Below are 23,725 nucleotides of genomic sequence, written 5' to 3' on the forward strand. Positions count from 1 at the left end.
CCACTATAAAGATATAAGTTAAAAAGTTCACTTTAAATAATATCAATGAAGAAAATGTCTTTTGCCGGTTATTACCATTTTTATACCTAATTCATTGCAAGCTTTAATTGAATCTTCGTCTCTAATGCTTCCCCCGGGTTGAATAATTGAACTAATCCCGTAATCAGCTGCCATTTTTACAGTATCATCGAAGGGAAAAAAACCATCGCTAGCTAAAACAGCACCTTTTGATTTGCTTCCGGCAGCTTCTAATGCAAGTTTTGCTGAGCCTATTCTATTCATTTGGCCAGCTCCAATCCCTAAGCTTTGTTTGTTATGTGCGACAGCTATAGCATTAGATCGTACATGTTTTACAATTTTCCATGCGAAGGATAAGTCATTTATTTCTTCTTGGTTTGGTACTAGCTTTGTAACATTTTTCCATTCTTTTTGATCTGTATTTGGTTCATCTAAATCCTGAATTAATAAGCCACCAAGTATGCTTCTAATATGGTATTTAGATGCTTTTTGAATAGATTCAGCTTTTAACTCTAAGAGCCTTAGGTTTTTCTTTTTTGATAGTATTTCTTTTGCATTGTCATCAAAACATGGAGCCACAATACATTCAATAAATATATTTTCGAGCTCTTTGGCCGCAGCTTTATCGACGGGACAATTGATAGCAATAATTCCACCGAAGGCACTAACCCTATCACCATCCAATGCTCTTTTGAGAGCTAAATATGGAGAATCTCCAATAGCGACTCCACAAGGATTTGTGTGCTTTATCACCACTGCTGCCTTTTGATATGAATCACTAGTAATAGTGTTTTCATATCCAAATTCACGAAGAGTAGATAATGCAGCCTCTAAGTCTAGAAGATTATTTGTACTTAATTCTTTGCCTTGTAATTGATTGGCGCCACTCCATCCTTTCTGAGGTTCTCCATACCATGAGGCTTTTTGATGTGGATTTTCTCCATACCTAAGTTCTTGTTTTAATGGTACGCCTTGTAACCAAGAGGCTTTTTCGTAAGAGATATTTTTAGCAATCCATTTACTTATAGTTAGGTCATAAATGGCTGTATGCTCAAAAGCTTGTTGTGAATATTTTTTTCGTAATTCATTAGTTATGGCTTTTGATTTATATGCATCTATTAATCCCTGGTATTGATGGGGATTCGTTACTACAAGAACATCTTGGTGGTTTTTTGCTGCTGCTCTGACCAGTGTTGGGCCACCAATATCAATATTCTCAATAGCTTCATCCCATAAAACATTTTCTTTTGAAATAGTTTTCTCGAAAGGATACAAGTTAACAACCACCAAATCTATTGGATTTATGTTTTGTTTATGTAAATCATCCAAATGAGATTTTTTATCTCTTCTAGCCAATATTCCACCATGAATCTTTGGGTTTAGTGTTTTCACTCTTCCTCCCAGAATTTCTGGAAATCCTGTGTAATCTGCCACCCTTGTTACAGGAAGATTCTCACTCTCAAGTAACTTTGCAGTTCCGCCACTTGAAATAATTTTGAATCCCAATTCATTAACTAATGCTTTAGCTAGAGGAACTAAACCAGTTTTGTCTGAGACACTTAGCAGAGCTATGGGTGACATCTTTATTGTTTAGGATCGATTCTCATCGATAACCTACGCATCAAAGAGTGATATTGCATTCAAGATGACTGAAGTTCTCTACTTAAATTCTGAATCCGCAACAAATAGACTCGTTTTACTGCATGGTTGGGGAGCAGATGCACATGATTTGTTGTCAGTCGGTAAATTGTTAACTGAAGGGTTAAAAGATCGTTTTGAAATAGTTTCTTTCTCTGCCCCTCAGCCTCATCCAAGTGGATTAGGGATGCAATGGTATCCCTTATATCCTCATAAATGGGAGGAGGTTCCAAATGCAGTATTAGATCTTGAAAAGAGACTAAATAATCTTTGCTTTAAACAAATACCTTTAAACAAAACATTGTTATTGGGTTTTTCTCAGGGGGGAGCAATGGCGTTAGAGGTTGCTACAAGAATTAAATTTCAAGCTGTTTTTGCATTTAGCTCATATCCACATTCGGATTGGAAACCTTTAAAAAATATGCCACCTATTTTTCTTTACCATGGCAATATTGATCAAGTAGTGCCTAAAGCAGCTTCTCAAAAAAGCTTTGATATTTTGTTAAAAAATGGAGCTAAATCAGAGTTGTATTTTTTTGATGGAGGTCATGAAATAAGCAATGATCTTATTGATCATTGCCGAAGAACAATTAAAGAACAATTTTTAATCTAAACAAAAGCGTATTCGTACTCTTCAATCTCTTCCCAATCATCTGCTGTAAGTTCTAAACCAGCAAAAATTTTGTCCTCACCAAGAAATTCAACAATAACCCTTAGCGAAGGGAAAAGAAAGTGATTCTCTTCAGCATATTGAGCACTAAACAAACCTTTCTCTCCCCAGAAGAAGCGATCAGTAGTGTGTTCATTGCGACGCACATTTAATATGGCGGGTGCAAACAAGCCTTCTTCAGCTATGTAGCGTCTCGCTGCGGTTACAGGCTTATGTTGACCAGTTCCTAAATGATAAATAGGAACATGGGACATGACACGCTGGCCTGCGAGTCTGCGTCTGCTAATTCTTTTACGCTTCTTTGACATGAAAAAACAAGCTTTGTATGTGGGGGAGAAGGTTAGAGACTTTTTTATTCGCTCTTGCTAAAACAAGAGTCATTTGAAAAAAGTTGAAACTGATATGGAAAGTTTTTCTCAAATTAACAAAAGTTGACTACAGAGGTTACCCATCAATCTCTGCAATAGCCTCAAAGTCACTCAAAGTGCTCACTTTTGAATTAGATTTGAGATAGCCTCCTTACAATTGATCTAAAATCTTTATTAACATCTTAATACTTTTTTCAAATTTTTCAAGTTTTTGAGTACTTCGTTTCCTTTGTCTAAGATTGCAAAATGAGCTCAATGCAGTATTCAGAAAGGTTTTTAAATTTTGTTCAACATCAGTTGATGAACTATCAAGCTGATCCGGAGCTTGAGCATGTTGTTGTTTATGTAGCAAGATCTGGAGACAGTGGATCCCCAACATTAGAGGTTGTTGGACAGTGGCCGAAGTCTGAAAAAGTTTTACAGCCAGTAGAAACTGACACTGCCCTTCGAACACCTTCATCTAATAGGAGATGGTACCCGTTGCAAGAAGGTTCGATATTGTTAGGCGTTATTCGTGCTGAGAGAATTGATTCTGTTGAAGAATGGCCCGAGTCTTTAGATCAGCGAATGCAATCTATGTCAATTTTATTGGCTAACGCTCTTGCATCTGAGCTTGAGAGAAAAAGGTTATTAGATCAATTAGATGATCAAAAGGAACAGATATCTTTAATGGTTCATCAACTCAGGAATCCATTGGCTGCCCTGGGGACTTATGCAAAACTGCTTTTGAGAAAAATAGGACCTGAAAGTGAACATGAGAATCTTGTAAAAGGCCTTATGACTGAGCAAGCGCAAGTTAATAAATACCTCTCTGCGCTTGATCAGCTAAGTCAAGTCAAATTACCTCAAGCTGATGATGGATCAAACAGATTACTTTTGCCTCCGCTCTTGCCAACTGAGACTTTGATAAGTGTAAAAAGCTTGATAGAGCCATTGATAGAGAGAGCAAAGGCAAGAGCAAATCTGCAAGGAAGAGATTGGTTTAGTCCTTCAGAGTGGCCAGAGTGGATGGAATCAAGATCAATTTCAGAAGGGGTCATTGCCGAAATAGTCGCGAACCTTCTGGAAAATGCATTTCGTTATAGCCCTCCTAAATCATCCATAGGTATTGAAGTAGCTGATGGGGGAATATGCATTTGGGATGAGGGCATCCCAATAATTGAAGAAGAAAGAGAGAAGATTTTTGAGAAAGGTTTTAGGGGTGCAAGTGGTTCGAAAATGTCAGGAAGTGGAATAGGTCTTGCTCTTGCTAGAGATTTGGCCCTCCAATTAGGTGGAGATTTGAAATTATTTGTTAATCCGAAGAAATTTAAAAACTCTTTACCTGAATCAGGGAACGCTTTTGTATTTAATTTGGAACCAAAATAATACTTAATAATAGTAAATTAGTTGTCTCTGTTATCACTAAACTTGCTCCAAAGCTGTCTCCACAATGACCTCCTAAATATTTATTTATTAAGCTTGGTATTGATACGGAAGAAATTAAACCCGAAAATATGCAATATATCAATAAAAAAATATTAGATATGTTTAAGTTAGTTAAAGTAAGAAAAAACATTATACCCGTAAAAACTACAATTACTGATGGTTTTATTTCTTTAGATAGGCCTTTCCAGTGTTCATGATGCATGGACTTGGATTCTTTATTAGAAATGTATTGATAGTTTTCAATTGCAAAAATCTGTGAGAGTCTTCCCCAAAAGGCAGCTAAAGGGAAGGCAAAGGGAGCATAAAATCCAAGTTTGATTATTGCAGCTATTTGAAGGATCAAAATGATAACTAAACTTTGTACACCTATTGCCCCTACTCTGCTATCTTTCATTGCCTCAATTCTCTTTGATGGACCTGCTCCAATCCCATCAGCTGTATCCATTAGACCGTCCATATGAAGGCCACCAGTGATGACGATGCTAATTGCGATAGATACCAAGGCGATAGAAGTAATCGGCCAATTAAGGTGATTCAATAAAAGCCAAGAAAGTGATTGTAAAAAGCCAATGAAAACTCCTATTAAAGGGGCAAAACGAGTAATTCTTTTGAAGCTTGGCTTAACTATTGGGCATTGAGGCAAAATTGTGTAAAAAACCCATGCACCTGCAAGGTCACCTAGCCAGTTCTTAAAAATCAGAATTACAACCTCAACTGTTTCTTACGTTCTAAATTAGTTATATAACTAATTTAAGTATTGATTATTTAGGAATAATTGAAAAAGCCCTTCTTTGATTTTCAAATAAAAAGCAGATGTAAAAAGACATTGGCACGTGTTTGTTCTTTTAAAACTCCAAACGGAATTGTAAATACTCCTAGATTTATGCCAGTAGGGACTTTGGGAACAGTAAAGGGCGTCTCATCTGAGCAGCTAAAGATGACAGGAGCAGAGATGATTCTTGCAAATACTTTTCATCTCCATCTGCAGCCTGGAGAAAAGATTGTTCAAGATGCAGGTGGACTACATAAATTCATGAGTTGGAGCAAGCCAATACTTACTGACTCAGGAGGTTTTCAAGTATTTAGTTTGGCAAAGTTGAATAAAATTGATGATCATGGGGTTTCATTTCAAAGTCCCAGAGATGGTAAACATATTTTTTTGACTCCTGAAAAAGCTATTCAAATACAAATGGCTCTAGGCTCTGATGTGGCCATGGCTTTTGATCAATGCCCTCCATATCCTTCTAGTGAATCAGACGTTGAGGAGGCTTGTAAGAGGACTCATCACTGGTTGGAGAGATGTCTCGATGCTCATACCAAAGATGATCAAGCAGTATTTGGTATAGTTCAAGGTGGATGTTTCACTCATTTGAGGGAATTGAGTGCGAAAATTGTTTCAGAGTTCGATTTGCCAGGAATTGCTATTGGAGGAGTAAGTGTAGGTGAACCAATAAATCAAATACACAAAATTGTACGAGAAACCTGTCTTTTGTTACCTCTTGATCGACCTAGATATTTAATGGGAATTGGAACCTTGAGGGAAATGGCCGTAGCAGTAGCTAATGGTGTGGATCTGTTTGATTGTGTCATTCCCACTCGCTTGGGGAGGCATGGGAGCGCATTAGTTGATGGGGATACATTGAATTTAAGAAATTCTCGTTTTAAAGATGATTTCAGACCATTGGATTCATCATGCAATTGTGAAGCTTGTAGTGGATATACAAGGGCATACATTCATCATTTAATTCGCAACAAAGAATTACTTGGTCTTACACTTTTGAGCGTGCACAATCTCACGCATTTGATCCGTTTTACAGGTGCTATGAGGCAAGCAATTATTGATGGTTGTTTTTCAGAGGATTTCGCTCCGTGGCAGAGTGACTCTAAAGCGCGTCATACGTGGTAGCGTGCGTGCTTAATACGTCCATTATTTCTTAGGGATGGCACTGATTAATCTCGACTTACTAGCTGAACTTCCTGTTGCTTACCAGGCTTTTGCACCAACAGTGGATGTACTTCCGCTAATACCTCTTTTCTTCTTTCTGCTTGTTTTTGTTTGGCAAGCGGCAGTTGGCTTTCGTTAACAAAGAAGTTTTTCTTCTGATTTCTTGAAATTTAAGTAATCAATTCAAGGTTCTTAACAAAATAAAACTTTTGTTCGAAGTAAAACATCGGGCAAAGGTTTTATTTTTTTTTTGAATATTTCATCTGGCTAATTTAAATTCCTTCTTCTAGCTGAATGTCTTCACTTGGCATTGAAACTGCTTTTTCGATTAAATCAGCCAGATGCAGTGCTCTAGAGGCTTGAAGCCCCCCGACGGCAGGTTTCTCTTTACCTCTAACACATTGTAAGAAATGCTCCAGTTCTGCATACAATGGCTCAATTGATGTTGTACTAACTTCTTCAATGAAACCATCGTTTCTATAAAGTAATTCTCCATGATCAGCTGAGTACCATTCATGGGCCTTTCTGTGTATGTGAATATTGTGGTTTAGGAAATCTGTTTCTATAAGACTTTGTTTGCAATGAGCGCTCAAGCTTCTGATTTTCTTGTGACTCATTTTGCTTGCAGTCAGACTTGCAATCACCCCATTTTGAAATCCGAGTGTAGCGTTAACGTAATCCATTGGTCCATCTTCACTACATCCTCCAACTGCAGCCAGCCTAATCACTTTTGAATTTGCAAGTTCAATAACTAAATCAATATCGTGAATCATTAAGTCCAAGACGACTGAAACATCATTTGCTCTTTCGGGATGAGGGCTATGCCTTCTGGCTTCAAGAACTACAACCTCCTCATTAGCAACTACTTTTGTTAATTCTCTAAAAGCTGGATTAAATCTCTCTATGTGGCCAACTTGTAATAACTTTTTTGCATTGTTTGATGCATTAATCAATGATGACGCTTCTTCTTTATTGGCTGCTATCGGTTTTTCAATTAACACGTGTTTGCCAGAGTTTAGGCATTCTAGACCTACTTCATGGTGAAATAACGTAGGTACAGCAACACATACAGCCTCTACTTTATGTAATAAGTCCTTGTAATTTTTATACCAATTACAATTAAATTGTTCCATAGCTAGCTTCCCTCTTTCTTCGTCTAAATCTGCAACTCCTACTAACTCAGCATCTTTTAAAAGACTAAGCACTCTCGCATGGTGCCAACCCATATTTCCAATGCCAATTACCCCAACTTTTACAGGAATAATATTTTCGTTTATATTGGGAAGTTTTTTCATGCTTACTTTCTAATTAATTATTATTTAGGAAGGATAATTTTTACTTTGTTTATTCTTGGACCTTTCATGGAGATAATTTCAAATACAACTTCATTATGAATGAACGTCTCACCTGAGTTGGGAATTTCTTGGAGCTTTTCTAAAACAAATCCTGCAAGAGTGTAATGATCATCCGCTTCTGGTAATTCTAATTTAAGCTCTCTATTTATTTCTATTACTTCTATTTCACCAGAAGTAATCCAGATTTTTTTCGAGTCATCAATAGGTTTTAGCTCAGATTCTTTATTATCAAATTGAATTTCATCACCAACGATTTCACCTGTTAAGTCTGCTGATGTTATTAATCCTTCAGTTCCTCCATATTCATCAACTACCAATAGGAGTGGGTTCCCATTTTTTATTAGGGGGAGTAATTCGGCCAAAGTAGAAGTTTCTAAAACACGAATAACTGGTTTTATATAAGGCTTTAAAGAAGAGTTCGCTTGCATTTCCCCTTTGGCTATTGGATCAGCAAGTTGCCTCAAATCTAAAACTCCAAGCACATTATCGAGTGAATCATCAATTACTAAGTATCTTGCATGACGAGTTTTATGAACTTCTTCCATCATTTGTGTGAAGGAAACATCTTTAGGAAGAGTAACCATTCCTGACCTAGGAACCATTACCTCTCTGACTTGGGTGTCTCTTAAAGCAAATACACCTTCAAGTATGTTTCTTTCGTCAGGTTTTAATCCTGTTACGCCCCCAGTTTCAATTAATTTTTCTAATTCTCCTGCAGAGAATGCAGCTGTTGTAAGACTTTCTGATTGAGTATTGAGTCTGAACAATCTAAGAATTAGTAAAGCAAGTCCCTCTAGCAAAGAAAGGAATGGAGACATCCATTTTATTGCTGCTTCAATTAAAGGTGATAATTTTAGAGCAGAATTCTCTGGCTGATTAAGAACAAGTGCTTTTGGAAGAAGACCTGATATGAGAGTTGCCAAAAGTACAACAGTAATAAAAAGTCCAAGATCTAAAAAATAGTTAGTTGAAGCATTATTTCCCCACCATTGAGATGCTAAATTTTTACAGATCCAACCAATTGAAATTAATGAAATAGTTATTCCTAACTCTGCTATTAATAGGGTTCTTCTAAGCCTTTTCTGCAGACGAATTATGGAGTTGGATCCGGGTAGCCCATCATCTATGAGTCTTTGAACCTTGGTTGAACGAAGGCGCAAAATTGCAAATTGACCTGCATTAAAAAATGCAGGTATTACAAGCAATATAAAAAGAAGTAATAAACTCATCAATAAATTTCTATGGGGGTGGCGAGGATCGAACTCGCCTAAGGCGAATTATGAGTTCGCTGCATTCACCAGATTGCTACACCCCCAAAAAAGCAGAACAAAAACTTTTTTTGATAATAGTTAATTTGTTTGCCTAAAGTAAATATATATCTAATCCCACCAAGATGTTTAATAATTAAACTTGCATATAAAGATATGACCCCATTGAATCCTTCATTAGATGGCGAAAGAGAAACTCTTTTAACTTTATTGGCTCAAAAAGCTTACAGGTTTGGAGATTTTTCTTTGGCTTCCGGGAAAAAAAGTTCTCATTATGTCAATTGCAAGCCGGTCTCTCTCTCTGGTCTAGGTCTCTTGTCGATAAGTTCACTATTCCTCAAACAAATAAATCAAGGTAATAGTGGCGTAGCTGGATTGACTTTGGGCGCGGATCCTCTTGTCAGTGGCGTTGTGATGTTGGCAGCCCAATCAGGCATTGAGTTAAGCGGTTTAATAGTAAGGAAAGAAGCCAAAGGACATGGGACTGGCGCATGGCTTGAAGGCCCTTTGCCTCCAAAGGGTTCTCTGATTACTGTCCTAGAGGATGTTGTGACTACTGGTGGTTCTTCTTTAAAAGCTGTTGAACAACTTAGAAATCAAGGTTATTTTGTTAAGCAAGTATTAGCAATAGTCGATAGAGAAGAAGGTGGTGCAGATGCCATGGCCAAAGCTGATTTAGATTTAAAAAGTCTTTTCTTTTTAAAAGAGATTGTTGGAAGAGCTAAAAGCTTGTAATGACAGAAACTAAATCATTGATTTGGGACGAAAAATTCCCTGCATTACTTCTTAAAGGGGAGGGTGCTTTTGCTTTTCTGCATGGTCAAACGACTGCAGATGTTTTTGCAAAGAAAGAATTAGACCAAATATTCATGAGTTGTTGGCTATCAACTAAAGGATCTTTAAAAGCTGTATTGGAAATTCGACTTTCAAATAATATGGCTGAGATACTTATTATTAGTGGTGAAGTTAATTCTATAAGAGATGGATTTGAATCAGTTATATTTCCAGCCGATAAAGTGAAGTTAGAAGTTATAGATCCAATCAGAAGAAGACAAGAAATAAATAATAATAAATCATGGAAGGAATCAAATTTTAGATGGATTGATGATAATGACTTAATTCTAGGAGAAATAACCAACGCTACAAAAGCTACTAAACAAGAATTGGAAAATTGGAAAATAAGACAAGGAATACCTAGCTTTGATAGAGAGATCAATGGAGAAACAAATCCTTATGAATTAGGATTAGCAGATACTATAAATCTTGATAAAGGCTGCTATCTAGGTCAAGAGGCAATGGCAAGAGTGTTTAGGTCTAAATTTCTAAAATATCAACTACGTTATTGGGAAGCTTATGGAGAATCTAATGAGTTTGATATTGGTAAAAAGTTTTTTAGCACTAATAAAGATGAAGGATTAAAAAAAAATATAGGAGTTGTTACTTCTTCAGTTAGGGTTGATGATAACTTCTTTAATGGTCTTGCTTTAATCAAAAATAATTTTATTGATAAGGATGTTTGTTTTTCTGAGAATGGTGATTCTATAATTATAAAAAAAACAATCTCTTTTACTAATCCTTTTTGATCTATTTCGATATTCTCAATCATGATCTATTAACCACTTCGCAATCATTAAAGTAGCAATGCAATCATCACGATTATATTTAAATATTGAATTTAGATTTTTAGAGTAATTACTATGTTGTTTACGCGATTGTTTCCATTGCCTCCACCATAAAAGAGCTCTAGCTCCATCAGTATTGGATTGCTCCCATTGGAATCCTATGAGTTCTGCGATTGATTTAAGCCCATAGTTTCTTACTGGAAGGCACCAGAATTTTCTAACTAATAAATGTATATCAATAAATCTTTTTTTTAATATTTCAATTTCTTTAGGACTTGTGCCTTGACTTAATGCAAGCTTTAGTAAAGCTATTTTTTCTGTTTCACCATAATGAATAATGGGATAGTCTTTATTAAGACTTAACTTTTTATTTATTCTTTTCCAGAGAAAACTTTCATTGGTTTTTTCAAGATTAAGTAATGGTGAATATTTAGTTTTTTCAAAGCTGATTTCGTTGTTAATTTTTTTTGGCAATCGAATAAATCCATGCAAAAAGTCATGTTTAATATCTGGGTCAGACTCTATATCATAAATATATAAACCTTTTGCTTTCTTTAAATTACTGAGTGTTATTTCAGGATTTAGTTTGATTGCCTTGTTTCTTATTTTAGATTGCGATTGTAGAATAATTTGTTTCGAAATATCACCATGTTGCGTGCCAAATCTTTCAAGCTTTTCCTTTAGTTTATAATGCTTAACTCTTGCTAAATCCTCTATATTTTTGATACCAATTTTGTTTAATAAAAGTTCTCTTTTTGCTCCAATTCCGCTAACTTCACTAAGACTTCCTTCTTTGCTTGATATTGCATCACAATCTTTTCTCCAAGAGCATATTGTACATTTTTTTCTATTAGAAGTTATTGGTGGAGGAGTTTTTGATTCGATATCTTTCTCTAGATTTAATAATGAATCGATTAATTCTTTATTCATATTTTCACTTAATCTTATCTTCTCGACCTTGATAATGTTATTATCTTTGTGTAAGATTAATCCTTTTTTGACTTGAAATTTCTGTAAATTATTAATTAATAAACCTTGCATTGCAAATATTAATCTATGCTCTCGCGTGATTTTTTTACCTTGTCTAGCTAAAACAGGTTGGTAAGAAAAATCACCCCAAATACTTTCTCCTGATGTCTTCTTTAGAATCGGTAAGTTTCCTTTGATAATTCTATTTTTAATAAACGGATATTTAAGTCTGACTCCATAGGCGATATTTTTCCCCTCTTTGCAAGCTTGAATTCCTATCCCATGACTTTTTTGTGAGAGATTATGAAAGCAGTCGATTTGATGATTTAATTGAAGTGTGCTGTGAGCGGTCCACAACTTTTTTTTTCTATCACCATAAATTTCGAGCCACGCTTTTCTTCTGCATCGAATCCAATTCCTTAAAAGGTGATCATTAATTGGTTTGGATTTATTACATTTCATACTTAGAGGTTAATCTGAATTTCTTTAAGAACAAAGTTTGCCAACATAAAGATGAAAAAGAAAAAGTTGAATCTCGCTCAAGAGAGCATTTCTTTCGGAACAGATGGATGGAGGGGAATATTAGGCGTTGATTTTACTTTGGAAAGATTACTCAAAGTTTCAGCAGCAGCAGCTCAAGAGCTTGCTTATGTGAAAGAGAAAAAAAATAATAAAATAATAATTGGTTATGACCGACGTTTCCTCGCAGAGGAGCTAGCTGAGGCGGTTGCATCTGCAGTTAGAGGAGTAGATTTAGTACCTTTGTTGTCTTGCTCTGCCCTGCCAACTCCCTCTTGTAGTTGGGGAATAGTTGAAGAAAATGCACTTGGTGCACTTGTGATTACAGCAAGTCATAACCCATGCGAATGGTTGGGTTTGAAAATAAAAGGTCCTTTTGGAGGCTCAGTTGATAGCTCTTTCACCGACTCCGTTCAAAAAAGATTAGATGCTGGAGGGATATCAATTCCAATTGAAGACGCAACAGAGAGAATTGATTTTCGAAAACAACATCTATTGGGGATTAGTCAGAAATTTGACATGCCTTTGATTGCTAATGGCTTGAGAAAACTGGGTGTGAAAATATTTGTTGATCCAATGCACGGATCTGCCTCGGGCTGCATGTCTGAATTATTTGGTTCTGATGGTGATGAGCTTATTTATGAATTGAGAACAAACAGAGATCCTTGTTTTGGCGGGCATCCACCAGAACCTATGAAAGCTTATTTATCTGAATTAATAAAAGAAGTTAAGGACTCGTGTAGAGAGGGTAAGTTGTCCATGGGTATAGTTTTTGATGGAGATGGAGATCGAATTGCGGCGATAGATGAAAAAGGTAGATATTGCAATACACAGTTGTTAATGCCTGTTCTGATAGATCACCTAGCAAGATTCAAAAATATGGCAGGTTGTGTCGTTAAAACTGTAAGTGGCTCTGACTTGATGCGATTTGTTGCGGAGGATTTGGGGAGAGAAGTGCTCGAGAAGCCAGTTGGATTTAAATATATTGCTGAAGAAATGCTTTCGAGAGAAGTTCTTATTGGTGGAGAGGAGTCAGGGGGGGTTGGATTTGGACATCATTTGCCAGAACGTGATGCTCTTTTTACTGCTTTGCTTTTGATGGAGTCAATGGTTGCTGAAAGTAAATGCTTGGGTGAGAAAATTGATTCTCTTCATGCTCGTTTTGGCGAGAGTCATTTTGAACGTATTGATTTAACTCTCAAAGATATGGAAATGAGAAGGAACTTGGAAAATTTTTTGAAACAGAAAACTCCATCTTCAATAGGTCATAAATCAGTTTTAGAGGTTATTTCAACTGATGGAATAAAACTTGTACTTGATAAAAGTCATTGGCTTATGTTCCGCTTCTCTGGAACAGAGCCTCTTTTAAGAATTTATTGTGAAGCTCCATCCAGCACAGAAGTGACTTCAACTTTGTACTATGCAAAGCAACTTTTAGACAATAGTTTTGGATAAGCTCCCTCTAGTAATTGCAAGCGGCAATCAAGGTAAAATCGCAGAATTTAAAAAACTTTTGGACGATTTTCCATTTAGTTTAATGACTCAACCTGTTGGATTTCAAATTGAGGAAACAGGAAGTACATTTTTGGAAAATGCAAGAATCAAGGCGATTGCTGTTAGTCAGGCAACAGGTAATTTGTCTCTTGCTGACGACTCTGGGTTAAGTGTTGAGTCTCTTGGAGGGGCTCCAGGTATTTATTCTTCAAGGTACGCAAATTCAGATGAGGAAAGAATTGAAAAACTACTAGCAGAGCTTAAACCTTTTCAAAATAGAAAAGCTAAATTTGAATGTGCATTATGTATAGCTAGTGGGGGTAAAGCGTTGATAGAAGTCTCAGGCTTTTGCGAAGGTTTAATAACTCTTTCCCCGAAAGGGAAAAATGGTTTTGGATATGATCCGATTTTTGAAGTTTCTGGTTTAGGTGAGACTTATGCGGAAATGGATCACGAAAAAAAGAAGCACATTGGTCATAGGGGGAATGCATTCAAATTGCTCATACCAGAATTGAAAAAGCTATTAAATTAAAAAAGTAGATTTAGTGTTGTCAAAATCTTTTTCTTACTAGTTTTCAACCCAGCTTCCGTGTAATCCATGGGGGATTGAAATAGGAACCTCAAGAATAGCTTTTTCAGTAAGATCTTTAGAATCAAGAATTATTAAATCAGTTCCAGATCTGATGCTATTCCAAACCAATACAATTACCCATCCATTGTCTTCTTCTGATTTTGATTCTTTGGAAGGAATAAATATTGGCTCACTTACAAAACCCCTTGGAGCAGCACTCCAACTAATTTCTTTATTGTCTATTAAATCAATTTTTTTTATAGCTTGGAGTGGTCCATTACCTTCCTTTTGCTCGGCAGTTGCCATCCAACTAAAGCGAGCCTTTCGTCCTTCAAAATTAGGATTGACCATTGCAAATTCACAACATTGATTGCTTATGGTTGAACAGGTAAATGTATTTTCTATTGGATTGATTGCACTTCTTTTCAAAATTCCTTCTGGTAAAAGATCAAAATCAATTTCTCTAAAATTATCCTCGGGTCCAATGCTAGGAAAATCATCATAAAAAATACTTTCAATATTAATTTTTTCATTGTCTTCCCACGCATTTAGATGATGAAAAACAAAACCCTTAGGGGCATTAACAGATTTTGGAGGTTGACCAGCAAATTTGCCAGAGTCCCTTGGAATTAGTAAAAATTTTGGGGTTCCATCGGGTTTGGAAGCTAAACATTGTGCGGCTCCTTTTTGTCCAAGTAGGAACGGGAGAGGATTAAAACTAATAGCATTTTGCAGAAATATTGCCCAGTTTGGAGTTATAGCAAAATCATGCAAGAACGCAAATCCATTAAATGAATCTTTTCTATCACTTAAAAGAGAGCCAATATTTTCTCCCTCTGTGGAAAATTCCATCAATCTAATTGTGCTTTTAGGACCTGTAGATACCCCAAAAGTGACCATTCTTTGACTTTTATGATGGCCAGGGTCAAATCGAGGATGAGCACTAAATGCCTCACCTTTTTTTAAAACTCCATTTAAATCAGATATACCATTGGTCTCCAGTGTATTTGGATTAAGTGAATATGGACTTGAGGCTTCCCATAAAGCTAGTAAATTATCTCCAAGTTTTACTACGTGAGTATTAGCAATATTTTTTAGCCTTACATCAAAAGCATTAGCTAACACCCCGCCTTCTTTTTGAGTTCCAAATACACCTCTATATAGAAATTTCTGGGATTTTTCTTCTTCTGTCCATTCCTTTGTACGAATAAAACGATTTGTCAGGCTTATTTTCCCATTTTCAAATTTGAAGGCGGCAATCATGCCATCTCCATCAAATGGATGATGGACCCATCTCCCGCCTCTTTCTAATCTGCCTGGCCCATTTCGATAAAAGGTACCAGAAATTTGCTCAGGAATAGATCCTTTTACCAGTTTGAGTTCAGCCTGATCTAATTCTTTTTCAACATTGCAATATGCACTTGACCAATCTTCTTTGTTGAAGCTTGTTTGCTGTGGTGATGATTCTCTTTTTAAATAACTAACTGCCACTATTTTGCTTGGATTGAGACTTAATTTTCGCTTAAACTTCTTACTTTTGCGAGCTAAAGGTCAAAATGATTTATTAAAATAGGGAGTTTCTATTGACCAGCCTGTTCAAGAACTCCTTTACTGCTTGGAATTTGACTTGATCTTCTCGGGTCAATCTCAGTAGCCATCCGAAGAGCTCTTGCAAAAGATTTAAAAGTAGCCTCAATTATGTGGTGAGTATTATTTCCCGCGAGTTGTTTGATGTGGAGAGTTAAGCCAGCATTACTAACAACAGCACCGAAAAATTCGTTAACCAACTCAGTATCGTAAGTGCCGACTTTTTGAGAAGGAATATCTAAATTAAAACTTAAATGTGGCCGACCGGAACAATCAACCACAACCTGAATAAGAGCTTCATCAAGTGGAGCTAAAAAATGACCAAAGCGCTTTATTCCGACTCGATCACCTAATGCTTTTGACAAAGCTTGTCCAATAGCAATCCCCACATCTTCATTGCTGTGATGATCGTCTATGTGAGTATCTCCATTAGCTCTTACTTCAATATCAAATAATCCATGACTAGATAATTGTTGGATCATATGGTCTAGAAAACCAATCCCGGTATTTGCACTGCATTTCCCAGAACCATCAAGATCAATCTTCACAAAAACGTCAGTTTCCTTAGTCTTCCTACTAATCTCTCCTGCTCTAGTTTTTTTCATATTTGATTAGCAATTTGAGTTGGCTTGGAATTACATTCCATTTATGCAATAACCTGCGTCAACATAAACAGTTTGTCCTGATATACCACTCGAAAGATCGCTAAGCAAGAAAGCAGCTGTGTTACCTACCTCGATTTGAGTAACGGTTCTTCTGAGGGGAGCTTTTTCTTCGACGTTATGAATCATGTCTAGAATTCCTCCTATAGCTGAACTCGCTAAAGTTCTTATTGGCCCAGCACTAATAGCATTTACTCGAACCTGATTTTCAGGACCAAGCTCTTCAGAAAGATATCTAACGGATGCCTCCAAAGCTGCTTTGGCAACTCCCATTACGTTGTAATTGGGAATCGCTCTTTCTGCTCCTAAATATGTCAAAGTGACTACGCCTGCACCTTTACTGAATAGAGGTTTTGCATATTTACATAGTGGGGCAAGTGAGTAAGCGCTAATTTCTAGGGCTCTGGAGAATCCCTCTGAAGAAGTCGCACTGTAATTACCTACTAATTCTTCTTTCCCTGCAAACGCTAGACAATGAACTAATCCATCAATTTGTCCCCATTGATTTTTAATGGCTTCAAAAACTTCCTCAATTTGAGAAGAGTTTTGCACATTGAGTGGCAAAAACAGGCTTGGATTTAAAGGAGACGTAAGCTCTTTTACTTTTGCTTCAAATCTACCTTTTTCATCGGGCAAGTATGTAACTCCTAGTTCAGCTCCAGCTGCTTTTAACTGTTGTGCAATGCCCCAGGCAATTGATCTGTTGTTTGCTATTCCGGTAACAAGGATTTTTTTGCCACTAAGATCGAGAAGCATCTTTCGGACTCATTTGGTTAGTATTACTAATTGTCCCCTATTTAGGGCTAAGACTCATAGTTAAATGAATATATAGTTAAAAGTTCTGTAATCCTTTCACCCCCAAAAGTATAAGCATCATGGTTCGAACAGCTTCAACAATGCTTCCATTAGGAACTCAGTTGCCTGCTTTTGAGTTAGATGTGGTTTCAGGCGTGAACCTGGCTCCGGATGATTCTTTAAATGGTCTTAATCGTATCAGTAGTTTTGAATTAACAAAAAGACCCTTGTTTTTGATGGTCATATGCGCTCATTGTCCATTTGTTAAACATGTAGAAAGTGGAATCACAAAGTTATTCAATTCTTTTGGTGATGACGTTCAATTTTTGGCTATTTCTAGCAATAGCTTGAAAACACACCCTCAAGACGCGCCAGAATTCCTTGCTTCTCAAGCTAATCAACTGGGATGGAAGTTCCCTTATTTATTCGATTCTGATCAAAAATTAGCAAAGGCGCTTAAAGCCGCATGTACTCCTGATTTTTATATTTTTTGGCCTTCTTCTGATGGAGGCTCAACATTGAGATACAGGGGACAAATGGATGAAAGTCGTCCCGGCAATGAAATACCTGTTTCTGGTGATGATATTCGTCTAGCACTCAGATCATTACTAAAGGGAGAAGATATTTCATCTCATCAAAAACCCTCTATTGGTTGCAACATCAAATGGCATCCTGGTATGGAGCCTGAGTGGTTTGGATGAATTAATGAGTTTCTTTTTGATTGTTCATTCTTGCAACTTAATTTAAATAGTTATGCAAATACCTCCTTTTAGCCTTGAAGATCAAATTTCTGAAATTGGAGAAGAGATTGAAGAAGCTTTAATAAAGGTTTTTAGAAGCGGAAAATATATCGGAGGAGAAGAGGTAACTTCCTTCGAAGAAGCTTTTGCCTTATCTACAGAAACTTCTTACTCAGTTAGTTGTAATAGTGGAACTGATGCATTAATTCTTGCTTTAAGGTCATTAAATATTGGACAAGGTGATGAGGTTATTACCTCATCATTTAGTTTTTTTGCTACTGCAGAAGCAATTACAAGTGTTGGAGCTAGGCCGGTTTTTGTAGATATTGATCCTGAAAATTATCTTATGGATCTGGATTTAATAGAAGAAGCAATAACTCCAAAAACAAAAGCTATTTTGCCTGTGCATTTGTTTGGTCATCCACTAGATATGGATAAAATAATTGCAATTGCTGAACGAAATAATCTAAAGGTTATAGAAGATTGCGCGCAAGCAGCTGGTGCTCATTGGCGAGGTAAACCCGTAGGAAGTTATGGAGATGTGGGTTGTTTTAGTTTTTTCCCTACTAAAAACTTAGGTGCAGCAGGTGATGGAGGAGCCATAACTACTGATGATTATGATTTGGCAAAAATAATTAGGGAATTAGCTATTCATGGGATGCCAAAGAGATATTTTCATACAAGAATTGGATACAATAGTAGACTCGACTCATTACAAGCTGCAATCTTAAATGTTAAGTTAGCTCGATTAAATAAATGGATTGAGCAGAGAAAAGCAATAGCAATTAATTATATAAATACGTTATCAACTATAGATTCAATTAAATTACCATCTTATACTTTTAACAATAATTCTAGTCATTCTTGGAATCAATTTGCAATAAGAATAATCGACAAATCTTTTGTTGAAAACACTAAATTTACTTCCAAGGATGTTCTCTCTAATCTTAGTAGAGATCTATTTAAAACTGAACTTCAAAGGCTTGGAGTAAATACAATAATTTATTACCCAATACCCATACATCTCCAGCCTGCATATAAAGAGTTAGGGTATAAGGAAGGGTCTCTTCCTATCACTGAAAAAGTATGTAGTGAGGTGATTAGTTTACCTATTTTCCCCGAGTTGAAATCCATTGAGCAATCATATGTAATTGATAAAATAAAGGAAATTTATAAAAAATAATTTACTTAATACTCGAATATAATTCTTTGAAGATTGATGTTTGATTTTTATGGTTTATTATAGGTTTTGGATAGCCATTTCTCTCCGCAGAAATTATTTCACCTGAAAGTAAATTAGGCGTAGAAATGTGTGATAACTCCGGAATCCATTTTCGGATATAATTACCATTTTCGTCGAATTTAGTCGCTTGTCTAAATGGATTAAATATTCTCATAGGTTTTGGATCCATTCCACTGCTAGCACTCCATTGCCAACCTCCATTATTTGATGCCAAGTCACCATCAACTAAGCTTTTCATGAAGAAAAGTTCTCCCCATCTCCAATCAATCAAAAGATCTTTTACTAGAAAAGAAGCAACAATCATCCTGCAACGATTATGCATCCATCCAGAATGCTTAAGTTGTCTCATCGCAGCATCAATAATTGGGATACCAGTTAATCCATTTCCCCAAGTTTCAAACCAATCAGAGTTATTTTGCCATGGAAAATTTAACCATTTTTTTCTATATGGACCTTTCTCAAGCTCTGGGAAATTAATAAGAGCATTTTGATAAAACTCTCTCCAAGCAAGTTCCTTTATCCATGTATCAATAGAATTTATTTGACATTGGTTTGTCGCTAGATTTTTTGATTGTTTAGCCCCATTTAATACTGCCCTGCAACTTATTGTCCCTAGACTTAAAGCAGCACTTAGATTAGAAGTTGATTCTAATGATGGAATATCTCTTGCTTCATTATATGAATTTATAATTCCTGAATTTATGAAAAAATCTAATTGCTTTTTTGATTCAGACTCCCCTGGTTTACAAGGACAAAGATTAGTATCCTTGAATCTATTTAAAGAAAGTAAATCATAAATAGGCTTACTTTCTTTTGTTATGCAATAGTTTAAATCTGAGTTTTTAATTAGTGACAATTCTTTATCATCTAGACCTCGAATTCTCTCAGATGTTCTTGAAATATCTATTGAATTTTCTTTAGTTATATTTGTCTGATTGATTATATCAATCCATTTACGATAAAAAGGTCCATATACTTTATAAGGTTCTTGATTGTTTGTTTTAATATTAATTGGATTAACAATTAATTGATCTAAAAATGTATATACTTTCCTTTTATCTTTTTTAAGCTGCTCTGTGATTATTTTGTCTCTGTTGATTTCATAGGGCTCAATGTTTTCGTTCCAGTAAATACATTCAGCTTTTATTAAATCAGCTAATTTAGAAATTAATTTAATAGGATCTCCATTCAATATTAATAGACGGCTTCCTCTCTTTAGCCAATTTTTTTGAAGCTCTAAAAGGCTTTCGCCCAAAAACCAATTTTTAGCCTCAGATGTAGTTCTATTGAGATTTAAAAGAATAGGATCTAAAATATATAATCCTATGAGATTTTTTGAATTTATAGTTGCTTCAAATAGACCTATATTGTCTTCAATTCTTAAATCTCTTCTATGCCAAAATATTGATCGAAACTTTGTCATTTTTTATTCAAGATTTGGCATGCTCTGAACCATGCAGTAATAGTTTTACCATCCAGTGATTCTTCTCCACTTGCAATAATTTCATTTAACTTTTCGGGTGCAATTTTTAATACTTCAATATCTTCATCTGCATCGCCCTCAGGCTTCTGATTAAGTTTAGTTAAATCTCTTGCAAGAAAGAGATGAATTGTTTCATCTGAATATCCTGGACATGGAAGCATTTCTCCAAGATTGTCCCATCTTTTAGCAGAGTAACCACTTTCTTCTTGAACTTCTCTTTTAATTGATTCAAGTGGACTTTCACCAGCTTCTAATGTTCCAGCTGGAAATTCAAGAATTCTTCTCGAGCAAGCAAATCTGTATTGACGAAGAATAACGACTTCTCCAGAATCTGTTATGGGTACTGCCAATGCAGCTCCTGGATGACGAATGACTCCGAATTCGCCCTCCATTGAATTAGGTAAAAGAAATTTATTAATTTCAAAACGAATTTTTTTTGCATCAAGACAAGCTTTTGTCTCAATAATTTCTGATGGTTCAGGTCCTGGAATAGACATGCATTTTTTTTATTAGTAATAGGATGACTGATTTTTTGAAAAAAGGTTGGTGATTTTTGTTACGAGTTTTATTCAGGCCAAATGTTTTTAGAATGTATTCTTGTCGGTTTCCCTTGAGCTTTTGATAAAACTTCTGTAAGGGGAATTAAAACAAAGTTTCTTTCACTTAATCTTGGATGAGGCAAAATCAGAGTTCTGCTATCTACCTTAAGTTCTCCCCAAGAAATGAAGTCAATATCTAGAGATCTTGGCCCCCATAAAGATTCTGTGTTCTCTCTTTTTCTGCCTGCGACTTTTTCTAATTCTAAAAATTTCTTCATTAATAAGATAGCTGCTTCCTCGTTTGGCTTAACATTGGCGAATCCTTTCCCTTCTACAACTAGTACAGTATTAATAAATTTAGGTTGGTTAATTTGAACCCCGAGAGGTTCAGTCTCAAACAGCGGCGCCCATTGAAAAGATAAAGACTTATCAATATTTTGAGAGTGATTTTCTGGATAATTTAAATCAACATTCCACTCAAGTATGCTTTTTTCTATTTGCGGCCTTATGGCAACGATTGTATTTATGGGATCTCCAAGAATTCCAGGGATATTAGCGCCTATTGAGATGACGAGTTTCAATTCTGGTTTTTGTTTTGCATAAGTCATGCGAGTATTAAAAGACTTTTAAAAATTTGCTTGATTTATCCAACCCTATGGTTTCCAGCGGATTGAAAAACAACAATATGTCTTCGGCTAAAAAAGACATAGCTGTCATGGATAGAGCTAATCGTTCTTTCCCTTTGGCTGCAATTACAGGTCATGGAACTTTAAAGCTTGCTTTGATGCTTGCGGCTGTGGACCCCGGGTTGGGAGGTGTGATCATTGCAGGTGGTCGTGGCACTGGTAAATCGGTTTTAGCAAGAGGGTTGCACGCACTTCTCCCACCTATTGAAATAATTGATTTAGAAATATTAACCAATATTAAAGGTGATGATGATTCATTTATTTATCCAGCGGGTAGAAATTTAGATCCTTCTTTTCCAGAGGAGTGGGATGATTTGACTAAAAAGCTATTTACGAAAAATATTGGCAATCTTGAAAATACTAATGACTTAGAAAATCTCCCTAAAAAAGTTGTGCCTGCTCCTTTTATTCAGGTTCCCTTGGGAGTAACCGAAGATAGGCTTGTTGGTGCTGTGGATGTTGCTGCTTCGTTATCAAGTGGAGCACCAGTATTTCAGCCGGGTCTGCTAGCTGAAGCTCACAGAGGAGTTTTGTACATAGATGAATTGAATTTATTGGATGATGGCATTGTTAATCTTCTTCTAGCTTCGGTTGGGGCAGGAGAAAATAAAGTTGAACGAGAAGGATTGAGTCTAAGTCACCCATGTCGTCCTCTATTGATTGCTACTTACAATCCTGAAGAAGGGGCATTGCGGGACCATCTTTTGGACAGATTTGCAATTGTGCTGTCTGCAGATCAATTAATTACTAATGAACAAAGAGTTGAAATAACCCAATCTGCTATTTCTCATGGGCAGTCGAGCGAAGCTTTTTCTAAGAAATGGGCTGAAGATACAGAATCTCTATCAACGCAATTACTTTTGGCAAGGCAATGGCTTCCAGATGTTCAAATCAGTGAGGATCAAATTGAATACTTAGTTGTTGAGGCTATTCGTGGAGGCGTAGAAGGTCATAGGTCAGAGCTGTATGCAGTAAGAGTTGCAAAGGCTCATGCTGCTTTATGCGGGAGAGATTCAGTTGACGCAGAAGATCTAAAGGCGGCAGTAAGACTTGTAATTGCTCCGAGGGCAATGCAAATGCCCTCAGAAGAGGAAATGGAGCCCCCAGCGCCAGAAGATCAGACGCCGCCGCCGCCCCCAGAAGATTCGGAAGACAATAATGATCAAGAAGAAGATCAAGAAGAAGATCAGGAGGAGGAGCAAGATGAAGAGTCTTCCCCTCCCATTCCTGAAGAATTTATGCTTGACCCAGAAGCATGTGCTGTTGATCCTGATTTGTTGCTTTTTTCATCTGCTAAATCAAAGAGTGGAAATAGCGGAAGTCGGTCAGCTGTTTTAAGTGATAACAGAGGAAGATATGTAAAACCAATTCTTCCAAGAGGTCCTGTCAGAAGGATTGCAGTAGACGCCACTTTAAGAGCTGCAGCTCCTTATCAAAAAGCTAGAAGAGAAAGAGAACCTAATAGAAAAGTTATTGTTGAGGAGGGTGATTTGCGTGCAAAATTACTACAGCGCAAGGCAGGTGCATTAGTTATTTTCTTGGTTGATGCAAGTGGTTCAATGGCTCTAAATAGAATGCAAAGTGCTAAGGGGGCTGTTATTCGTCTGCTAACTGAAGCTTATGAAAATAGAGATGAGGTTTCTCTTATTCCTTTCAGAGGAGATCAAGCAGAAGTTTTGCTTCCTCCTACAAGATCAATCACTGCTGCAAAAAGAAGACTTGAGGCAATGCCATGTGGGGGAGGGTCTCCACTTGCGCATGGTTTGACTCAAGCTGCTCGAGTAGGAGCAAATGCTTTAGCAACAGGAGATCTTGGCCAGGTCGTCGTCGTAGCAATAACTGATGGAAGAGGAAATGTTCCATTAAGTACTTCACTAGGACAACCTATTCTTGAGGGAGAAGAACCTCCTGACTTGAAGCAAGAAGTTCTTGATGTTGCTTCTCGCTATCGAGCACTTGGCATTAAGTTGCTTGTGATTGATACAGAAAGAAAGTTTATTGCAAGCGGTATGGGAAAAGATTTGGCTGAGGCATCTGGTGGCAAATATGTTCAATTACCCAAGGCAAGTGATAAAGCTATTGCTTCAATTGCAATGGATGCAATTAATAGCGTCACCTGAAACTC

General features: G+C 36.5%; 23 protein-coding genes and 1 tRNA gene. 11 read left to right on the forward strand and 13 right to left on the reverse strand.

All coding sequences use genetic code 11. From position 1 onward, the window contains the following. Positions 1 to 42: 42 nt before the first annotated feature. Positions 43 to 1,599, reverse strand: a complete 1,557-nt coding sequence (gene purH / locus AC6EIW_RS09485) for a bifunctional phosphoribosylaminoimidazolecarboxamide formyltransferase/IMP cyclohydrolase (protein ID WP_498520390.1) — start codon at positions 1,597 to 1,599, stop codon at positions 43 to 45. Between the two features lie 64 nt (positions 1,600 to 1,663). Here purH and AC6EIW_RS09490 point away from each other — a divergent pair, with 64 nt between their 5' ends. Continuing rightward, entirely contained in the window at positions 1,664 to 2,269 is a 606-nt protein-coding gene (locus tag AC6EIW_RS09490) for an alpha/beta hydrolase (RefSeq protein WP_498520391.1), read from the forward strand. On the opposite strand, the gene AC6EIW_RS09495 is transcribed toward AC6EIW_RS09490, so the two are convergent. Further along, complete coding sequence (locus AC6EIW_RS09495; protein WP_498520392.1) at positions 2,266 to 2,634, reverse strand: DUF3155 domain-containing protein; 369 nt, start codon at positions 2,632 to 2,634, stop codon at positions 2,266 to 2,268. The two genes, AC6EIW_RS09490 and AC6EIW_RS09495, sit on opposite strands and share 4 nt — an antisense overlap. A gap of 315 nt (positions 2,635 to 2,949) precedes the next feature. On the opposite strand from AC6EIW_RS09495, the gene AC6EIW_RS09500 reads away from it, so the two are divergent. After that, positions 2,950 to 4,062 (forward strand): sensor histidine kinase, encoded by a 1,113-nt coding sequence (locus AC6EIW_RS09500; RefSeq protein ID WP_498520393.1) that lies wholly within the window; start codon positions 2,950 to 2,952, stop codon positions 4,060 to 4,062. Here AC6EIW_RS09500 and AC6EIW_RS09505 read toward each other — a convergent pair. Then, on the reverse strand, positions 4,043 to 4,765 hold the full coding sequence (locus AC6EIW_RS09505; RefSeq protein ID WP_498520394.1) for an adenosylcobinamide-GDP ribazoletransferase: 723 nt from the start codon (positions 4,763 to 4,765) through the stop codon (positions 4,043 to 4,045). The two genes, AC6EIW_RS09500 and AC6EIW_RS09505, sit on opposite strands and share 20 nt — an antisense overlap. A gap of 132 nt (positions 4,766 to 4,897) precedes the next feature. Between AC6EIW_RS09505 and tgt the strand changes: the two genes are divergently transcribed. Together tgt and AC6EIW_RS09515 are read left to right on the forward strand one after the other, a co-directional pair. Next, positions 4,898 to 6,028, forward strand: coding sequence for a tRNA guanosine(34) transglycosylase Tgt (gene tgt, locus AC6EIW_RS09510; RefSeq protein WP_498520395.1), 1,131 nt, complete (start codon positions 4,898 to 4,900; stop codon positions 6,026 to 6,028). 34 nt (positions 6,029 to 6,062) lie between these two features. Beyond that, on the forward strand, positions 6,063 to 6,206 hold the full coding sequence (locus AC6EIW_RS09515) for a photosystem II reaction center protein K (RefSeq protein ID WP_269604438.1): 144 nt from the start codon (positions 6,063 to 6,065) through the stop codon (positions 6,204 to 6,206). 133 nt (positions 6,207 to 6,339) lie between these two features. Here the strand turns inward: AC6EIW_RS09515 and AC6EIW_RS09520 are convergent, their stop codons facing one another. From AC6EIW_RS09520 to AC6EIW_RS09530, 3 genes are all read right to left on the reverse strand, one after another. Continuing rightward, complete coding sequence (locus AC6EIW_RS09520; protein ID WP_498520396.1) at positions 6,340 to 7,362, reverse strand: Gfo/Idh/MocA family oxidoreductase; 1,023 nt, start codon at positions 7,360 to 7,362, stop codon at positions 6,340 to 6,342. Positions 7,363 to 7,382: 20 nt separating this feature from the next. Then, entirely contained in the window at positions 7,383 to 8,651 is a 1,269-nt protein-coding gene (locus AC6EIW_RS09525) for a hemolysin family protein (RefSeq protein WP_498520397.1), read from the reverse strand. A 13-nt stretch (positions 8,652 to 8,664) separates the two neighbouring features. Continuing rightward, a tRNA-Ile gene (locus AC6EIW_RS09530) sits at positions 8,665 to 8,737 on the reverse strand. 109 nt (positions 8,738 to 8,846) lie between these two features. On the opposite strand from AC6EIW_RS09530, the gene pyrE reads away from it, so the two are divergent. Together pyrE and ygfZ are read left to right on the forward strand one after the other, a co-directional pair. Beyond that, positions 8,847 to 9,425 carry an orotate phosphoribosyltransferase gene (gene pyrE / locus AC6EIW_RS09535; RefSeq protein WP_498520398.1) on the forward strand — a complete coding sequence of 193 codons (579 nt, stop codon included), beginning with the start codon at positions 8,847 to 8,849 and terminating at the stop codon, positions 9,423 to 9,425. Continuing rightward, on the forward strand, positions 9,425 to 10,273 hold the full coding sequence (gene ygfZ / locus AC6EIW_RS09540; protein ID WP_498520399.1) for a CAF17-like 4Fe-4S cluster assembly/insertion protein YgfZ: 849 nt from the start codon (positions 9,425 to 9,427) through the stop codon (positions 10,271 to 10,273). The genes pyrE and ygfZ overlap by 1 nt, the downstream gene beginning before the upstream one ends. Positions 10,274 to 10,288: 15 nt before the next feature. On the opposite strand, the gene AC6EIW_RS09545 is transcribed toward ygfZ, so the two are convergent. After that, the gene (locus AC6EIW_RS09545) at positions 10,289 to 11,743 is read right to left on the reverse strand and encodes a TM0106 family RecB-like putative nuclease (RefSeq protein ID WP_498520400.1); all 1,455 of its coding nucleotides are present in this window, start codon (positions 11,741 to 11,743) and stop codon (positions 10,289 to 10,291) included. A 51-nt stretch (positions 11,744 to 11,794) separates the two neighbouring features. Between AC6EIW_RS09545 and AC6EIW_RS09550 the strand changes: the two genes are divergently transcribed. Together AC6EIW_RS09550 and rdgB are read left to right on the forward strand one after the other, a co-directional pair. Then, entirely contained in the window at positions 11,795 to 13,255 is a 1,461-nt protein-coding gene (locus tag AC6EIW_RS09550) for a phosphoglucomutase/phosphomannomutase family protein (protein WP_498520401.1), read from the forward strand. After that, positions 13,248 to 13,826 (forward strand): RdgB/HAM1 family non-canonical purine NTP pyrophosphatase, encoded by a 579-nt coding sequence (gene rdgB / locus AC6EIW_RS09555; protein ID WP_498520402.1) that lies wholly within the window; start codon positions 13,248 to 13,250, stop codon positions 13,824 to 13,826. Before AC6EIW_RS09550 ends, rdgB begins: the two co-directional genes overlap by 8 nt. A gap of 36 nt (positions 13,827 to 13,862) precedes the next feature. Here rdgB and AC6EIW_RS09560 read toward each other — a convergent pair whose 3' ends face one another. The 3 genes from AC6EIW_RS09560 to fabI form a co-directional block, all read right to left on the reverse strand. Continuing rightward, a complete protein-coding gene (locus AC6EIW_RS09560) occupies positions 13,863 to 15,356 on the reverse strand; it encodes a carotenoid oxygenase family protein (protein ID WP_498520403.1) in 1,494 nt (497 codons plus the stop codon). An 89-nt stretch (positions 15,357 to 15,445) separates the two neighbouring features. After that, a complete protein-coding gene (gene hisB, locus AC6EIW_RS09565) occupies positions 15,446 to 16,057 on the reverse strand; it encodes an imidazoleglycerol-phosphate dehydratase HisB (protein WP_498520404.1) in 612 nt (203 codons plus the stop codon). Between the two features lie 30 nt (positions 16,058 to 16,087). Next, on the reverse strand, positions 16,088 to 16,870 hold the full coding sequence (gene fabI / locus AC6EIW_RS09570) for an enoyl-ACP reductase FabI (protein ID WP_498520405.1): 783 nt from the start codon (positions 16,868 to 16,870) through the stop codon (positions 16,088 to 16,090). A 119-nt stretch (positions 16,871 to 16,989) separates the two neighbouring features. On the opposite strand from fabI, the gene AC6EIW_RS09575 reads away from it, so the two are divergent. Both AC6EIW_RS09575 and AC6EIW_RS09580 read left to right on the forward strand, forming a co-directional pair. Further along, complete coding sequence (locus tag AC6EIW_RS09575; RefSeq protein WP_498520406.1) at positions 16,990 to 17,610, forward strand: thioredoxin family protein; 621 nt, start codon at positions 16,990 to 16,992, stop codon at positions 17,608 to 17,610. Between the two features lie 52 nt (positions 17,611 to 17,662). Beyond that, positions 17,663 to 18,832 carry a DegT/DnrJ/EryC1/StrS family aminotransferase gene (locus tag AC6EIW_RS09580; protein WP_498520407.1) on the forward strand — a complete coding sequence of 390 codons (1,170 nt, stop codon included), beginning with the start codon at positions 17,663 to 17,665 and terminating at the stop codon, positions 18,830 to 18,832. Position 18,833: 1 nt separating this feature from the next. Here the strand turns inward: AC6EIW_RS09580 and AC6EIW_RS09585 are convergent, their stop codons facing one another. From AC6EIW_RS09585 to folK, 3 genes are all read right to left on the reverse strand, one after another. Beyond that, positions 18,834 to 20,315, reverse strand: coding sequence for a cryptochrome/photolyase family protein (locus AC6EIW_RS09585; protein ID WP_498520408.1), 1,482 nt, complete (start codon positions 20,313 to 20,315; stop codon positions 18,834 to 18,836). Then, a complete protein-coding gene (locus tag AC6EIW_RS09590) occupies positions 20,312 to 20,872 on the reverse strand; it encodes an NUDIX hydrolase (protein ID WP_498462164.1) in 561 nt (186 codons plus the stop codon). Before AC6EIW_RS09590 ends, AC6EIW_RS09585 begins: the two co-directional genes overlap by 4 nt. Positions 20,873 to 20,940: 68 nt before the next feature. Continuing rightward, positions 20,941 to 21,522 carry a 2-amino-4-hydroxy-6-hydroxymethyldihydropteridine diphosphokinase gene (gene folK / locus AC6EIW_RS09595; protein ID WP_498520409.1) on the reverse strand — a complete coding sequence of 194 codons (582 nt, stop codon included), beginning with the start codon at positions 21,520 to 21,522 and terminating at the stop codon, positions 20,941 to 20,943. A gap of 47 nt (positions 21,523 to 21,569) precedes the next feature. Between folK and bchD the strand changes: the two genes are divergently transcribed. Then, positions 21,570 to 23,720: a magnesium chelatase ATPase subunit D gene (gene bchD, locus AC6EIW_RS09600; protein WP_498520410.1), complete on the forward strand. Its 2,151-nt coding sequence runs from the start codon at positions 21,570 to 21,572 to the stop codon at positions 23,718 to 23,720. Positions 23,721 to 23,725 lie beyond the last annotated feature (5 nt).

Source organism: Prochlorococcus sp. MIT2308, from assembly GCF_059772345.1.

Coding starts and splice junctions, on each gene's coding strand:
- AC6EIW_RS09520 (WP_498520396.1), bottom strand. CDS start 7,362: ATGAAAAAACTTCCCAATATAAACGAAAATATTATTCCTGTAAAAGTT.
- AC6EIW_RS09585 (WP_498520408.1), bottom strand. CDS start 20,315: ATGACAAAGTTTCGATCAATATTTTGGCATAGAAGAGATTTAAGAATT.
- AC6EIW_RS09580 (WP_498520407.1), top strand. CDS start 17,663: ATGCAAATACCTCCTTTTAGCCTTGAAGATCAAATTTCTGAAATTGGA.
- AC6EIW_RS09545 (WP_498520400.1), bottom strand. CDS start 11,743: ATGAAATGTAATAAATCCAAACCAATTAATGATCACCTTTTAAGGAAT.
- AC6EIW_RS09495 (WP_498520392.1), bottom strand. CDS start 2,634: ATGTCAAAGAAGCGTAAAAGAATTAGCAGACGCAGACTCGCAGGCCAG.
- AC6EIW_RS09575 (WP_498520406.1), top strand. CDS start 16,990: ATGGTTCGAACAGCTTCAACAATGCTTCCATTAGGAACTCAGTTGCCT.
- pyrE (WP_498520398.1), top strand. CDS start 8,847: ATGACCCCATTGAATCCTTCATTAGATGGCGAAAGAGAAACTCTTTTA.
- AC6EIW_RS09590 (WP_498462164.1), bottom strand. CDS start 20,872: ATGTCTATTCCAGGACCTGAACCATCAGAAATTATTGAGACAAAAGCT.
- AC6EIW_RS09500 (WP_498520393.1), top strand. CDS start 2,950: ATGCAGTATTCAGAAAGGTTTTTAAATTTTGTTCAACATCAGTTGATG.
- ygfZ (WP_498520399.1), top strand. CDS start 9,425: ATGACAGAAACTAAATCATTGATTTGGGACGAAAAATTCCCTGCATTA.
- fabI (WP_498520405.1), bottom strand. CDS start 16,870: ATGCTTCTCGATCTTAGTGGCAAAAAAATCCTTGTTACCGGAATAGCA.
- folK (WP_498520409.1), bottom strand. CDS start 21,522: ATGACTTATGCAAAACAAAAACCAGAATTGAAACTCGTCATCTCAATA.
- purH (WP_498520390.1), bottom strand. CDS start 1,599: ATGTCACCCATAGCTCTGCTAAGTGTCTCAGACAAAACTGGTTTAGTT.
- AC6EIW_RS09515 (WP_269604438.1), top strand. CDS start 6,063: ATGGCACTGATTAATCTCGACTTACTAGCTGAACTTCCTGTTGCTTAC.
- bchD (WP_498520410.1), top strand. CDS start 21,570: ATGGTTTCCAGCGGATTGAAAAACAACAATATGTCTTCGGCTAAAAAA.
- AC6EIW_RS09490 (WP_498520391.1), top strand. CDS start 1,664: ATGACTGAAGTTCTCTACTTAAATTCTGAATCCGCAACAAATAGACTC.
- AC6EIW_RS09525 (WP_498520397.1), bottom strand. CDS start 8,651: ATGAGTTTATTACTTCTTTTTATATTGCTTGTAATACCTGCATTTTTT.
- AC6EIW_RS09550 (WP_498520401.1), top strand. CDS start 11,795: ATGAAAAAGAAAAAGTTGAATCTCGCTCAAGAGAGCATTTCTTTCGGA.
- hisB (WP_498520404.1), bottom strand. CDS start 16,057: ATGAAAAAAACTAGAGCAGGAGAGATTAGTAGGAAGACTAAGGAAACT.